Origin of the sequence: Mesorhizobium temperatum, assembly GCF_002284575.1 — a bacterium.
In the GTDB taxonomy this organism is placed as follows: domain Bacteria; phylum Pseudomonadota; class Alphaproteobacteria; order Rhizobiales; family Rhizobiaceae; genus Mesorhizobium; species Mesorhizobium temperatum.
This window is the reverse complement of sequence record NZ_NPKJ01000041.1, coordinates 57,300-71,547: the sequence shown is the minus strand read 5'-3', so window position 1 is coordinate 71,547 and position 14,248 is coordinate 57,300. Positions and strand designations below refer to the sequence as shown.

14 protein-coding genes are annotated in these 14,248 nt (G+C 61.0%); all 14 read right to left on the bottom strand.

Going from position 1 to position 14,248, the window contains the following annotated elements; all coding sequences use genetic code 11:
• Positions 1–43: 43 nt before the first annotated feature.
• The 14 genes from CIT26_RS12325 to tgt all read right to left on the bottom strand — a co-directional run bounded on the left by CIT26_RS12325 (position 44) and on the right by tgt (position 14,244).
• Positions 44–325, bottom strand: coding sequence for a DUF2160 domain-containing protein (locus CIT26_RS12325; RefSeq protein WP_065007667.1), 282 nt, complete (start codon positions 323–325; stop codon positions 44–46).
• Between the two features lie 27 nt (positions 326–352).
• Positions 353–1,171 carry a carbohydrate ABC transporter permease gene (locus CIT26_RS12320; RefSeq protein ID WP_065007668.1) on the bottom strand — a complete coding sequence of 273 codons (819 nt, stop codon included), beginning with the start codon at positions 1,169–1,171 and terminating at the stop codon, positions 353–355.
• A 112-nt stretch (positions 1,172–1,283) separates the two neighbouring features.
• Entirely contained in the window at positions 1,284–2,150 is an 867-nt protein-coding gene (locus CIT26_RS12315) for a carbohydrate ABC transporter permease (RefSeq protein WP_065007669.1), read from the bottom strand.
• 5 nt (positions 2,151–2,155) lie between these two features.
• Positions 2,156–3,226, bottom strand: coding sequence for an ABC transporter ATP-binding protein (locus CIT26_RS12310; RefSeq protein WP_095492834.1), 1,071 nt, complete (start codon positions 3,224–3,226; stop codon positions 2,156–2,158).
• A 13-nt stretch (positions 3,227–3,239) separates the two neighbouring features.
• Positions 3,240–4,322: an ABC transporter ATP-binding protein gene (locus CIT26_RS12305; RefSeq protein ID WP_095492833.1), complete on the bottom strand. Its 1,083-nt coding sequence runs from the start codon at positions 4,320–4,322 to the stop codon at positions 3,240–3,242.
• 28 nt (positions 4,323–4,350) lie between these two features.
• Positions 4,351–5,877, bottom strand: a complete 1,527-nt coding sequence (gene glpD, locus CIT26_RS12300; protein WP_095492832.1) for a glycerol-3-phosphate dehydrogenase — start codon at positions 5,875–5,877, stop codon at positions 4,351–4,353.
• 126 nt (positions 5,878–6,003) lie between these two features.
• The gene (locus tag CIT26_RS12295) at positions 6,004–6,771 is read right to left on the bottom strand and encodes a DeoR/GlpR family DNA-binding transcription regulator (protein ID WP_095492831.1); all 768 of its coding nucleotides are present in this window, start codon (positions 6,769–6,771) and stop codon (positions 6,004–6,006) included.
• A 130-nt stretch (positions 6,772–6,901) separates the two neighbouring features.
• The gene (locus CIT26_RS12290; protein WP_095492830.1) at positions 6,902–8,314 is read right to left on the bottom strand and encodes a pyridoxal phosphate-dependent decarboxylase family protein; all 1,413 of its coding nucleotides are present in this window, start codon (positions 8,312–8,314) and stop codon (positions 6,902–6,904) included.
• A 55-nt stretch (positions 8,315–8,369) separates the two neighbouring features.
• A complete protein-coding gene (locus tag CIT26_RS12285; protein ID WP_095492829.1) occupies positions 8,370–9,101 on the bottom strand; it encodes a proteasome-type protease in 732 nt (243 codons plus the stop codon).
• 31 nt (positions 9,102–9,132) lie between these two features.
• Entirely contained in the window at positions 9,133–9,927 is a 795-nt protein-coding gene (locus CIT26_RS12280) for a transglutaminase family protein (protein WP_095492828.1), read from the bottom strand.
• Positions 9,928–9,988: 61 nt separating this feature from the next.
• Entirely contained in the window at positions 9,989–10,930 is a 942-nt protein-coding gene (locus CIT26_RS12275) for an alpha-E domain-containing protein (RefSeq protein ID WP_095492827.1), read from the bottom strand.
• A 130-nt stretch (positions 10,931–11,060) separates the two neighbouring features.
• A complete protein-coding gene (locus CIT26_RS12270; protein WP_167391380.1) occupies positions 11,061–12,473 on the bottom strand; it encodes a circularly permuted type 2 ATP-grasp protein in 1,413 nt (470 codons plus the stop codon).
• 172 nt (positions 12,474–12,645) lie between these two features.
• A complete protein-coding gene (locus tag CIT26_RS12265) occupies positions 12,646–12,882 on the bottom strand; it encodes an Lrp/AsnC ligand binding domain-containing protein (RefSeq protein ID WP_095492825.1) in 237 nt (78 codons plus the stop codon).
• A 231-nt stretch (positions 12,883–13,113) separates the two neighbouring features.
• The gene (tgt, locus tag CIT26_RS12260) at positions 13,114–14,244 is read right to left on the bottom strand and encodes a tRNA guanosine(34) transglycosylase Tgt (protein ID WP_095492824.1); all 1,131 of its coding nucleotides are present in this window, start codon (positions 14,242–14,244) and stop codon (positions 13,114–13,116) included.
• Positions 14,245–14,248: the final 4 nt, after the last annotated feature.

The following is a 14,248-nucleotide window of genomic DNA, read 5'->3' as shown; positions in this document are numbered from 1 at the left end:
GATCGGAGCGGTCGTTGTGCGGCCGCTCCAACAGTTTCTCCCCCTAGACGAATCGAAAAACGCCGATGGCGTAGACGATCGAGAGGGCGAGTGCCCACCACAGGTTGGGTCCGACAAGACCCAGCCAAGCGAGATGGATGTAGGCGCTGCCTAGCAGCGAAATAAACAGTCGGTCGCCACGCGTAGTATCGAGGCCGAGAACGCCATGGCGCGGCGCTCCGCCAGGACTGGCCCACTCCCACACGGTCATCCCGACCAGAAGAAGCAGGATCACGCCGAAGAAGGTGGCGGTCTGCCAAGTCCAGGCCATCCATGACAGATCCATCGTCTTTACTCCTTCCCTGCGCCGCCGCTAGACGCGGCCGAGCGCAAACCCCTTGGCGATATAGTTTCGGACGAACCAGATGACGATCGCGCCCGGAACAATGGTGAGCACGCCGGCGGCCGCGAGCAATCCGAGTTCGTAGCCCGATGTGCTCGCCGTCCGGGTCATCACGGCGGCGATCGGCTTCGCGGCGACAGACGTCAGCGTCTTGGCGAGCAACAGCTCGACCCAAGAAAACATGAAGCAGAAGAACGCCGTGACACCGATGCCGGAAGCGATCAGCGGCATGAATATCTTCACGAAGAACCGCGGCCAGGAATAGCCGTCTATGAAGGCCGTCTCGTCGATCTCCTTCGGCACGCCGGACATGAAGCCTTCGAGAATCCACACTGCGAGCGGTATGTTGAACAGGCAGTGCGCCAGCGCAACGGCCCATGGCGTGTCGAAGAGATTGATGGCCGAGTAGAGCTGGTAAAACGGCAGCGCGAAAACCGCCGGCGGCGCCATGCGGTTGGTCAGCAGCCAGAAGAACAGGTGCTTGTCCCCAAGGAAGCGGTAGCGCGAGAAGGCATAGGCAGCGGGCAGCGCCACGCTGACCGAAATCGCAGTGTTGATAAATACATAGCTGATGGAGCTGATGTAGCCATTGTACCAAACGGGGTTGGTGAGGATCTCGACATAGCTCGCCACCGTGAAACTGCGTGGCCACAATGAAAAGCCGCCGAGGATTTCGTTCGTCGTCTTGAACGACATGTTGAGCAGCCAGTAGATCGGCAGCATCAGGAAGATGATGTAGACCGTCGGCACGAGCCAAAGGAAGCGCGCCTCCCGGCCGCGTCCGCTCATTACGCTCGCCGACCGGAGACCCGCCGCATTCGACGCCGGCGGCGGCGTTGTCTGCTCTCGCATCAAAACGTCGCCCCTTTTGTCCCCAAGGCCTTCCTTCACCGATGTCATCTCAGCCCTCCGCTTCGGATTGGGTCATCAGGGTGTAGAAGAGCCACGACACCAGCAGCGTCATCAGGAAGTAGATGATGCTCATGGCCGCCGCGATTCCGAGGTTGAATTCGCCGAGCGCTGCCTTGACAAGATCGATCGACAGGAAGGTCGTGGCATTGCCCGGTCCCCCGCCTGTCAGTACGAACGGTTCAGTGTAGACCATGAAGGAATCCATGAACCGCAGCAGCATGGCAATGGTCAGCACGCGCTTCATCTTGGGCAGCTGGATAAAGCGGAACACCGACCAGCGTGATGCACCGTCAATCTTTGCAGCCTGATAGTAGGCGTCGGGTATCGAGACGAGGCCTGCATAGGCAAGCAGCACAACCAGCGAGGTCCAATGCCATACGTCCATCAGGACGACGGTGAACCACGCCGACAGCGGCTGGCTGGTGAAATTGTAGCTGATGCCCATCGCGTTGATAACATAGCCGAGCAGCCCGATGTCCGGCAGCGCAAAGATGTTCCACATAGCGCCGACGACGTTCCATGGGATCAGCAACGGCAGCGACATCAACACCAGGCAGACCGCGACCCATGGGCCGGAACGCGGCATGGCAAGCGCCACCGCCACGCCTAGCGGCACCTCGATCAGCAGGATTAACCCGGTGAAGGCGAACTGGCGCAGGAGCGATGCGTGGAAGCGCGGCGAATTAAGCACTTCCTGGAACCACTTAACGCCTTCAAAGAAGAACAGGTTGTTTCCGAACGTCTCCTGAACTGAATAGTTGACCACCGTCATCAGCGGGATGATTGCGTTGAACGCCACCAGCACCAGCACCGGCAGCACCATGAACCAAGCCTTGTTGTTCCAGGTCTTATCCATGGAGTTCAGCCTCCCATCTCGACGCGCCAGGAATCGGCATAGATATTGATGCCGGCCGGGTCGAAAGCGATTTTCGGATCGGCGGGAATGTCCTCGTCCTCACCGACGATCGCCGCGATGTCGCGGCCTTCGAAACTGGCGCGCACCACCTTGTGGCGGCCGATATCCTCGACCTTCCGGATTGAAACCGGCATGCCGCTGGCGCCAAGCCTGACATATTCGGGGCGGATGCCGAGTTCGATCGCGCCTGTGATTCCAGCTTTAGGTGCGCCCGGCAATTCGATCGTCTGGCTGCCGAGCCGCGCACTCCTGCCTTCGACCGCGACCGGCATGACGTTCATGCCCGGCGAGCCGATGAAATAGCCGACGAATGTGTGCTTGGGACGCTCGAACAGCTCGGCTGGAGAGCCGATCTGCACGATCTCGCCCTCATACATGACGACGACGTTTTCGGCGAAGGTAAGCGCCTCGGTCTGGTCGTGCGTGACATAGACCATGGTGAAACCGAAGCGCCTGTGCAGCTGTTTCAGTTGCGAGCGCAGCACCCACTTCATATGCGGATCGATGACGGTCAGCGGCTCGTCGAACAGGATCGCGTTGACATCGGAGCGCACCAGCCCGCGCCCGAGCGAGATCTTCTGCTTCTGGTCGGCGGTCAGCCCCCTCGCCTTTCTCTTAGCCATATCGGCCAACCCCGTCATTTCCAGCGTTTCGCGCACCTTGCGGTCGACGTCGGGTTCCGGAACGCCGCGGTTGCGCAGCGGGAAGGCCAGATTGTCGTAGACGGTCATGGTGTCGTAGATGACCGGGAACTGGAACACCTGCGCGATATTGCGCTCCTGCGTCGACAGATTGGTCACGTCCTTGCCGTCGAACAGAAGCTCGCCATGCGACGGATACAACAGGCCGGAAATAATGTTGAGCAGCGTGGTCTTGCCGCAGCCCGACGGCCCCAGCAGCGCATAGGCGCCGCCGTCCTCGAAGGCGTGATGCACCTCCTTCAGCGCATAGTCCTTGTCCGATTTCGGATGCGGCCCGTAGGCGTGGCGGATATGGTTGCAGTCGATGCGCGCCATGTGCCCTCCTCCCTCAAGCCGCCAGCATCGGTGGCGGCGCGGCCGAGCGGCCGTTCGCGTCGAAAACCATGATGTGCCGCGGATCGATGAACACCTCGATTGTCTGGTCCGGCTCGAACACCAGGATGCCGTGCTCCAGCATCACCCAGCGGACATCGGCGAAGTCGAGATGCACAAAGCTTTCCGAACCGGTGATCTCGGTGACCGAGACCTTGGCTCTCACCGGAACCGCCGACGGGCTCGGCCGGGCAAGAGAGAGATGGTGGGGCTGGAAGCCGATCGTATAACTCGTATCGGCAATACCAGCGAGCTCAGCCGGCACCGGGAGGTTCACCCCACCATCAAGAAGGAAGCTTGAACCGCTCTTCTTCAGCACGATCGTGTTGAGCGGCGGATCGGCGAATGTCTTGGCCGTGACGAGGTCGTTCGGCCTGCGGAAGACGTCGATTGTCGGGCCGAACTGAGTGATGCGGCCTTCGGAAAGCGTCGCAGTGTTGCCGCCGAGCAGCAAGGCTTCGTGCGGCTCCGTCGTGGCGTAGACAAAAATGGTGCCGGTCGCCGCGAATATCCTGGGCAATTCCGCGCGCAACTCCTCGCGCAGCTTGTAGTCGAGGTTGGCGAGCGGCTCGTCGAGCAGCACGAGGCTGGCGTTCTTGACGATGGCGCGCGCCAGCGCGGTGCGCTGCTGCTGGCCGCCGGAGAGGCTGAGCGGTGTGCGGTCGAGGAAGGGCGTCAGCTTGAGCAGGGCTGCGGCATTGCGCACCTCCTTGTCGATCTTCGCCCGCTCGGTCCCGGCCACCCTCAGCGGCGAGGCGATGTTCTCGTAAACGGTCATCGCCGGATAGTTGATGAACTGCTGGTAGACCATGGCGACGTTGCGCTTCTGCACCGGGATGCCGGTGACATCCTTGCGATCGAACCAGACCGAACCGGATGTCGGCACATCAAGGCCGGCCATCAGCCGCATCAGGCTGGTCTTGCCGGAAAGCGTCGGTCCGAGAAGGACGTTGAGCGAGCCGTGCTGGAGCGTCAGCGACACGTCGCGTATATGCTCCGTCGCGCCGATCGTCTTCGTCACGTTTCTCAGTTCCAGCATGATGCCTCCTCCCAGGCTTTCTGCATCACTATTCGGCAGCCGCGACATGGCGCCGGCTTATCCCGCGCATGAATTCGTCGAGCGCTGCCGCCTGCTCGCGGCTCAGATGCAGGCCGCGCTTGGTCCTGCGCCACAATACATCTTCGGCCGTCATCGCCCATTCATTTTGAACGAGGTAGCGCACCTCGGCCTCGTAGAGATCGGCGCCAAAGTTGCGGCCAAGGTCGGCATTCGACCTGGCGAGGCCCAGCAGCATCCTTGCGCGAGTCCCGTAAAGCCGGGTCAGGCGGCGCGCCAGACGCGCATCGAGGAACGGATAGGCCGTCTTCAGTTTCGCCACTTCGGCGTCGAAGCCGCTGGCCGGGAAATCGCCGCCCGGCAACGACGCGTTTGCCGTCCACGGTTTGCCGCGCTTGCCGAGAAAACCCTCGATTTTCTCGAGCATCGATTCCGATAGCCGGCGATAGGTGGTGATCTTGCCGCCGAAGGTGTTGATGATCGGCGCCGTGCCATCGCCGCCGTCGGTCTTCAGCACATAATCGCGGGTCGCTTCCTGCGCCTTCGAGGCGCCGTCGTCATAAAGCGGGCGCACGGCGGAATAGGTCCAGACGATGTCCGAACGCTTGACCGGTTGCGCGAAATATTCGCTCGCCGCAGCACAGAGATAATCGATCTCGGCGTCGCTGATCTTCACGTCGTGCGGGTCGCCAGAATAGTCCTGGTCGGTGGTGCCGATCAGCGTGAACTCTTCCTCGTAGGGGATAGCAAAGATGATGCGGCCGTCCTTATTCTGGAAGAAATAGGCGCGCGGATCGTCGAACTTCTTGCCGATGACGATATGGCTGCCCTGTACCAGCCGGACATTGTGCACATCGTTCAAGCCGACCGTAGCGGACAGCACGTGGTCGACCCATGGACCGGCGGCGTTGACCAAAAGCCGCGCCTTGACCTCTTCGGTGTCGCCGGTCTGCATGTTTTCCAGCCTGACCGTCCAAAACTCGCCTTCACGGCGTGCGCTGATGACTTTCGTGCGGGTTCGGATCGTTGCGCCGCGATCGGCGGCGTCCCGGGCGTTCAGCGCCACCAGCCGCGCATCGTTGACCCAGCCGTCGGAATATTCGAAGGCCTTTCGAAACAACGGCTTCAGCGGCTTGCCGGCTGGGTCCCTTGCCATGTCCAGCGTCTTGGTCGCCGGCAGCAATTTGCGCCCGCCGATGTGATCGTAAAGGAAAAGGCCGAGCCTGATCAACCAGGCCGGACGCAGGCCCTTGGCATAGGGCAGCACGAAGCGCATCGGCCAGATGATGTGCGGCGCGTTTTTCCAGAGAACCTCGCGCTCCATCAGCGCCTCGCGCACCAGGCGGAATTCGTAGAACTCGAGATAGCGCAGGCCGCCATGGATCAGCTTGGTCGAGCCGGAGGAGGTTCCGCTGGCCAGATCGTTCATTTCGGCAAGGAAGACCGAGAAGCCGCGCCCAACCGCATCGCGGGCGATGCCGCAGCCGTTGATACCGCCACCGATGACGAAGATGTCATGGATCGGGGGTGCGCTCACAATAGTCCTCCCGGATTTCGCATTGCAGCATTTTTAGGTTTTTACGAAACCGTGATGGGATTATTTCGAAATGAGAACGAATGTCAAACGAAATATAAACGGCGACAATTGCCGCAACGGCACCCACTAGGAGAGCGACGTTTCGATCAGTTGAACCTCTGCCTCCTGGCAGATCTTGCGCACCGACGGGATGTCGCAGCGGTCGGTGATGAAGGTGTTGACCTGCGACAGATGGCCGATGCGAACCGGCGCTGTCCGTTCGAACTTGGTCTGGTCGGAAACGAGAATGACATGCCGCGCATTGGCGATGATCGCCTGCGCCACCTTCACTTCACGAAAATCGAAATCGAGCAGCGCGCCGTCATGGTCGATCGCCGAGGCGCCGATCACCGCGTAGTCGACCTTGAACTGCCTGATGAAATCAACCGCCGCCTCGCCGACCACGCCACCGTCTGAGCCGCGCACCACGCCGCCGGCGATCACCACTTCGATCGAAGGATATATGCGCATCCTGTTGGCAACATTGATGTTATTGGTGATGACCATCAGGCCGCTGTGATCAAGGAGCGCCTTGCTGACCGACTCCGTCGTGGTGCCAATATTGATGAACAGCGAGGCATTGTCTGGGATCAGCCTGGCTGCTGCGCGGCCGATCGCCTCCTTCTCCTCGGCAGCGATCTTGCGCCTCGCTTCATACTCCATGTTCTCGATGCCGGACGGAAACAGCGCCCCGCCATGGATACGGGAAAGCAGCCGCTGGTCGCACAAATCGTTAAGGTCCTTGCGGATGGTCTGCGGCGTCACGTTGAAATGCGTTGCCAGATCGTCGACCAGCACGCGGCCATTGTCCTTGGCCATCTGGATGATTTCGGAATGACGCGGCGACAGATACATTGGGGACCTCCCGTTTTCGTTTTTCTTGTCTATAGCGGAAAACGAAAATAATGAAAAGGCATGAGCCGGCTAACGAAATTACATGCGTCCAAAGACAAAACCTCGCCGCAACTTTGCCGACCAATTCAACTCAACCCAGACGGCGGGCGATTTCGGTGACAACCTCGAAAGCGGTGTCGACATCCGCCGCCGTTGTCTCGAACTGACCGACCTGAAAGCGGATCGCGATCTGCCCGTCCACCCGTGTCTGTGTCAGGTAGATGCGGCCATCGTCGTTGATCGCGTTGACCAGTCGCAGATTGTGTTCGTCCGAATCGATGCCGGCCGCCGCCAGATGCCGGAACGAGAACAGCGACAACATCGGTTGCGTGACGATTTCAAAATCCGGTTCCCGAGCCAGCCGCGCGGCAAGGCCCTCGCTCCAGGCGACGTGATTGCGGATCATGGTCCGCAGATTTTCCAGTCCGTGGGCGCGCAGCAGGAACCACAGTTTCAGTGCGCGAAAGCGCCGCCCGAGCGGCACCGACCATTCGGAATAGTTGATGATGCCGTCGCGCCCATGCGTCTTCAGGTAATCCGGCTTGATGGCGAGCGTCCGTACCAGGTCTTCCGGCCGGCGGATGAACTGTATCGAGCAGTCGAACTGCGCGCCCAGCCATTTGTGCGGGTTGAAGACGATGGAATCCGCCTGCTCCACGCCCGCCCAGAAATGCCGGTATTCCGGACATATCATCGCCGATCCGGCCCAGGCGGCATCGACGTGCAGATAGAGCCCGTACCGTTTCGCCACTGCGGCGACGCTGGCGATGTCATCGGTGCCGCCGGTGCTGGTGCCACCAACACAAGCGATGATGCCGGCCGGCAGCATGCCGGCTTCCCGGTCGGCGACGATCGCCGCTTCGAGGGCTGTGACATCCATGGCGCGCAGGCGCCCGGCAACCGGAATGCGCACGAGATTGTCTTCGCCGATGCCCGATACCCAGATTGCCCGGTCGATAGAGGTATGGACCTGGTCGGAAGAATAGACGCGCAATATCGGCTGGCCTTGCAGGCCCTTCTTGTTGCCCTGCCAGTCGAGCGCGCGCTCGCGCATGGTCAGCACGGCGGCAAGCGTCGCCGACGATGCCGAATCCTGCATGACGCCGGAAAACCCTTCCGGCAGGCCAAGCGCCTGACGCATCCAGTCGACGACGCGCGTCTCGAGTTCGGTCGCTGCCGGCGAGGTCTGCCAGAGCATGCATTGCGCGGCCATCACCGAGACCAGATATTCGGCCACCACCGAGACCGGTGCGGCGTTGGCCGGGAAATAGGCGAAGAAGCGCGGATGCTGCCAGTGCGTCATGCCCGGCAGGATTTCTTGCTCGAAATCGGCGAAGATTGCCTGCATCGTTTCGCCTTCTTCCGGCGGCGTGACATCGATGCTTCTAGAGATTTCGCCCGGTTCGACAAGCGGCCGCACCGGCCTTTCGCGAAGTGTGCTCCTGTAGTCGGCACCCCATTCGGCCGCGTATAGCGACCATTCCCGGAATTCGTTGCTATTCATTTTCCTCTCCGTCGCGTCGAGCCCAGCAATCAAAGAGCACGAAAAACGGAGGCTTTCATTCGGGAAAATCGGGCAGGCTCGCAAAAGCAGCCTTCAGTGCATTCGACCAGCCGTCCGAGATGGTGCGATAGTATTGATCGTCCTGGGCTATCCGCTTCTTCAGGCTGACCTTGAAGGCGTCCTTTTCATAGAACAGCAGGTCGAGCGGCAGACCCACCGACAGGTTCGATTTCAGCGTCGAGTCGAACGACACCAGCAGCAGTTTCACCGTCTCGGCGAAACTCATCGTCTTTTCATATGCGCGGATGATGATCGGCTTGCCGTATTTGGTCTCGCCGATTTGGAAGAACGGCGTGTCGTCGGTCGATTCGATGAAATTGCCTTCCGGATAGATCATGAACAGCCGCGGCGCGCTGCCCTTGATCTGGCCGCCGAGTATGAAGGAGGCATTGAAATAGGAATCGGCCTTCTCGCCCGCCGGCGACGAACTGGCGATGACTTCCTTGACGGTGTCGCCGACCATCCGTACCGTCTGGTACATAGAAGGCGTTTCGAGCAGCGTGGCGTGGCGATCGGCCACCGCCTTGGTGCGTTCGTCGAGCAAACTGACGACGGCCTGCGTCGTCGCCAGATTGCCGGCCGACATCAGCACGATGACGCGCTCGCCCGGCTCCTCCCAGACATGCATCTTCTTGAAGGTCGAGATCGAATCCATGCCGGCATTGGTACGCGTGTCAGACATGAACACGAGCCCACGATCGATCTTCAGGCCGACGCAATAGGTCATCGAATCTCTTTGGTAGCAATCTTGCCGTGGATTACTGCTCCACGGTGACCATGACCGCAAGCTGTTCTTCCGCTTGTCCCAGCCGAATCCCTGATACGGGCGTGGCGTCGCGGTAATCACGGCCGGTCGCCACCTTTACATAGCGTTCGTCGGGCGAAATGCCGTTGGCGACGTCGAACGCGACCCAGCCAAGGCCCGCAACATGCGCCTCGGCCCAGGCATGGCTAGCCGCCTGCTCGACCGCCGCATCCATCATCAAATAACCGCTGACGTAGCGGGCCGGAAAGCCCATGGCGCGTGCGGCGGCGGCAAAGATGTGGCTGTGGTCCTGGCAGACGCCGGTCTTGAGCGCCAGCGCGTCCTCGGCCGGCGTCGCCGCATTGGTGGTGCCCGGCGTATAGGCGACGCGCTCGCCGATCACGGCCATCAGCCGGTGCAATCTTTCGATATCGGTCCCCTCGCCGACCGAGGCCGCGAGTTCGCGAATGCCGCTGCCGACCGTGGTCAACGGGGTTTCATGGCCAAACAGCCAGAGCGGCGCGAAACCCTGATGTGGCCCGGAGACGCCAGCGGTGTCGCGTGTCACCACCTCGCCCGATGCCTCGACGGTGATGAAATCGCGCTCGCCTTCGACGCTCAACAGCCGCGTGTCGTTGCCGAAATGGTCGGTGAAGCGAACTTCCTCGCGCGCCCCTTCGATCGTCAGCGCCCAGGACAAAACGGTCTGCGTCGGTCCGCTGACCGGAAGCAGCCGCAACCGCTGCAACAGATAGTGCACCGGCGCATCGTAGCGGTATTCGGTCCGGTGGGTGATCCTCAGCCGCATTGCTCTCGTCCCCTGAGCATGATCTTTTCCGGAAACAGGCTTTCACTTTCCGGGATCATGCTCAATAGAACCTGTAGTCCTGCGCGATCTCGTCGCCGAGCCTGGTGTTATCGCGAATGAAATTGGCCAGGAATTCATGCAGGCCGGCGTCGAATATGTCCTTGATCGAGCCGGCCGTCAGCATGGCCTGGGTCTTGCCCGCTGTCACATGACAGGCATGGCGCTCGCCATAATCGTCGCCCAGGAATCTGAGGTGCTCCGTCAGGAAACGGTAGCAGAATGTCAGCGAGCGCGGCATGCGAACGTTGAGGATTAGATAGTCGGCGATGTTGCTCGGCTTGTAGTCGGCCTCGTAGACCCAGCGATAGGAGCGGTGCGCCGACACCGAACGCAGGATCGATTCCCACTGGTAGTTGTCGAGCGTCGAGCCGACCCACGAGATCGACGGCAACAGCACGTAATATTTCACGTCCAGGATGCGCGCCGTGTTGTCGGCGCGTTCGACATAGGTGCCGAGCTGCGAGAAATCGAAGATCTCGTTGCGCAGCATGGTGCCGTAGAACGAACCGCGGATCAGCGCCGTTTCGCGCTTGATCGCGTCGAGCACGCTGGGCAGGTCGCGTTCGTCGATCGGCTTGGCCAGCATGCGCTTCAGCGACATCCAGGCCTCGTTGATGCTTTCCCAAGTTTCGCGCGTCAGGGCTGTGCGCACCATGCGGGCGTTGTTGCGGGCCGTCTCGATCGACGCCATCGTGCTCGACGGGTTCGATGTGTCGCGCAGCAGGAAATCCGCGACATTGGCGGCGGTATAGTCGGAATATTTCTGCGTGAAGGCGGCGTCCGAACCGGCGCTGAGCAGCACCGAATTCCACTCTTCGGAGGCGTTCTGGGTACGAGTCAGCGCCATGCGCAGCCCGGCATCGACCAGCCGCGCCATGTTTTCCGCCCGCTCGATGTAGCGGTTCATCCAGTAGAGCCCGTTGGCGGTGCGGCCGAGAAGCATGGAAAGCGGCCCTTCGGGCTAGTGAGTAGTGAGTGGTGAGTAGTGAATGGTGAATGTTTGGATTTCGACGGAGTATGACATTGTGCTTTCCCTCTACTACTGACTACTGACTATTCACTACTTACTCGTCTCAATCATCCAGCACCCACGTATCCTTGGTGCCGCCGCCCTGGGACGAATTGACCACCAGCGAGCCCTCCTTCAGCGCCACGCGCGTCAGCCCGCCCGGCACGATCTGGATGCGGTCGGAAACCAGCACGTAGGGCCTGAGGTCGACATGGCGCGGCGCCAGCCCTTTGTCGGTCAGGATCGGACAGGTCGACAGCGCCAGCGTTGGCTGGGCGATGTAGTTCGACGGTTTTGCCGCGAGTTTTTTGGAAAAATCCTCGCATTCCTTTTTGGTCGCCGCCGGCCCGACCAGCATGCCGTAGCCGCCGGAGCCGTGCACCTCCTTCACCACTAGATCGTCGATATGTTCGAGCACGTATTTCAGGCTGTCCGGCTCCGAGCAGCGCCAGGTCGGGATGTTGCCGAGGATTGCCTTGCGGCCAGTGTAGAATTCGACGATCTCGGGCATGTAGGAATAGATCGCCTTGTCATCGGCGATGCCGGTTCCCGGCGCATTGGCGATGGTGATGTTGCCGGCGCGGTAGACATCCATGATGCCCGGCACGCCAAGTGCTGAGTCCGGACGGAAGGTCAGCGGATCGAGGAAAGAATCGTCCACCCTTCGATAAAGCACGTCGATCTGCTTGTAGCCTTCGGTCGTGCGCATCGCGACGTGGCCATCGACGACGCGCAGATCCTGCCCCTCGACAAGCTGCACACCCATCTGGTCGGCAAGGAAGGCATGTTCGAAATAGGCGGAGTTGAAGCTGCCGGGCGTCAGCACGGCAATGGTCGGCGCACCCTTGGTGCTTTGCGGCCGCACCGCAGCCAGCGACTGGCGCAAGAGCTGCGGATAGTTTTCCACCGGCCGCACCTTGATCTGCTGGAACAGCTCGGGAAAGAGCTGCATCATCGTCTCGCGGTTCTCCAGCATGTAGGAGACGCCGGACGGCGTGCGCGCATTGTCCTCCAGCACATAGAACTCGTTCTCGCTGATGCGCACGATATCGACGCCGATGATATGGGTGTAGACGCCGGCTGGCGGCCGCACTCCGATCATCTCCGGCAGGAACGCCTCATTCTTGGCGATCAATTCCTTGGGGACGCGCCCGGCGCGCAAGATCTCCTGGCGGTGGTAGATATCGTCGAGAAAGGCGTTGAGCGCCTGGACGCGCTGCTCGATGCCTTGCGTCAGCCGTCGCCATTCATTGCCGGAAATGATGCGCGGAACGATGTCGAACGGGATTAGCCGCTCCGACGCTTCCTGCTCGCCATAGACGGCAAAGGTGATACCGGTCTTGCGAAAGACGCGTTCGGCGTCCTGCATCTTTTCGGTAAGCCTGGCCGGATCCTGCTCCTTCAGCCATCGATCGTAAGCCGAATACGGTTTTCTCAATCCGGAGATTTCCGGAAGCATTTCGTCGAACGCTGCCAATCGCATACTCCCCTGTGAGGCCATTTCACTGGCGTCACGGGAGAAAATCAAGCGCAATCGGTGATTTGGAGGATGCTGGCGATCAGTATGTCGCGACCTGCCTAAAATTAGGGCAGCGCCGATATAGCTGGGTCAGGCTTTGCCTTGTGCCCGGGCAGGCGGCCGGCGCCGCTCAGAAGGCTCGGAAGGTGACGACCGTAAACGTGTCCTTGATACCTGGGAGAATCTGTACTTTCTCGTTGACGAAATGGCCAATGTCTTCCTCGTCATCGACATAGAATTTGGCGAGCAGATCGTAATCGCCGGCTGTCGAGTAGATTTCCGAGGCGATCTCGGCATCGGCCAATGCGCCGGCAACGTCATAGGACTTGCCCAGATCGCACTTTATCTGCACGAAAAATGCCTTCATTGCCCGGTCCTGCTCAAGCTTGCACGCATTGGCGGCCCTTGTGGCAGACTGCCGCCCGGCTTTCAAGCATCAGGACGGCGCTCAGGCAGAACCCGACTTAATTGCAGCCAATTGCCGAACTGTCCGCGCCTGCTGATCGCCGGGCCGGACGGCAAGGATTACCCGACGACAGTTTCCGCATCACTGGCTGCAACCTGCGCGCGGTACTTCGCTGGGCACCTGAGCGCTCCCTCACATCACCGGGATATCGCCTCTTGCCCAGCCTTCGGAAATCTCTGCCACCCGCACATCGAACGCACCGGCTTCGATGGCAGCACGAACGTCCTGCATCAGCTTCTGGTAGTAGGAAAGGTTGTTCCAGGTCAGAAGCATCGCGCCGAGCGCCTCTTGCGAGCGGACCAGATGGTGCAGATAGGCGCGTGAATAATCTCTGGTCGCCGGGCAGTCGCTCTCCTCGTCGAGCGGACGCGGATCGTCGGCATGGCGGGCGTTGCGCAGATTGACCTTGCCGCGCCTTGTATAGGCGAGGCCATGGCGACCGGCACGCGTCGGCATCACGCAGTCGAACATATCGATGCCGCGCGCCACCGATTTCAATATGTCGCCAGGCGTGCCGACACCCATCAGATAGCGCGGCCTGTCCGCCGGCAGCTCCGGGCAGGTGATGTCGAGCATTTCGAGCATCACCGCTTGCGGCTCGCCGACCGCCAGCCCGCCGATCGCATAGCCCTTGAGATCCATCGCTTTCAGCGCCTGCGCCGAGCGCAGCCGCAACGCCGGTATGTCACCGCCCTGGACGATGCCGAACATCGCCTTGCCCTGCTGGTCGCCGAACGCCGTCTTGCACCGCTCGGCCCAGCGCAGCGACAGCTCCATGGCCCGCTCGATCTCCTTCTCCATGGCCGGCAGCGCGGTGCACTCGTCGAGCTGCATCTGGATGTCGGAATCGAGCAGCCCCTGGATCTCGATCGAGCGCTCAGGCGACATCTCATAGGCAGCGCCGTCGATATGCGAACGGAAGGTGACGCCTTTTTCGGTCAGTTTCCTCAGCTTCGACAGCGACATCACCTGGAAGCCGCCGCTGTCGGTCAGGATCGGATACGGCCAGCGGGCGAATTCATGCAGGCCGCCAAGCCGCGCCACACGTTCGGCGCCAGGCCGCAGCATCAGATGATAGGTGTTGCCGAGGATGATGTCCGAGCCGACGCCGCGCACCTGATCCATATACATGGTCTTGACCGTACCGCCGGTGCCGACCGGCATGAAGGCCGGCGTGCGGATTTCGCCGCGCGGCATGGTGATCGAACCGCGCCGCGCCTTGCCGTCGGTCGCCAGCACCTCGAAGATGAACGCCTTAGTCATTGAA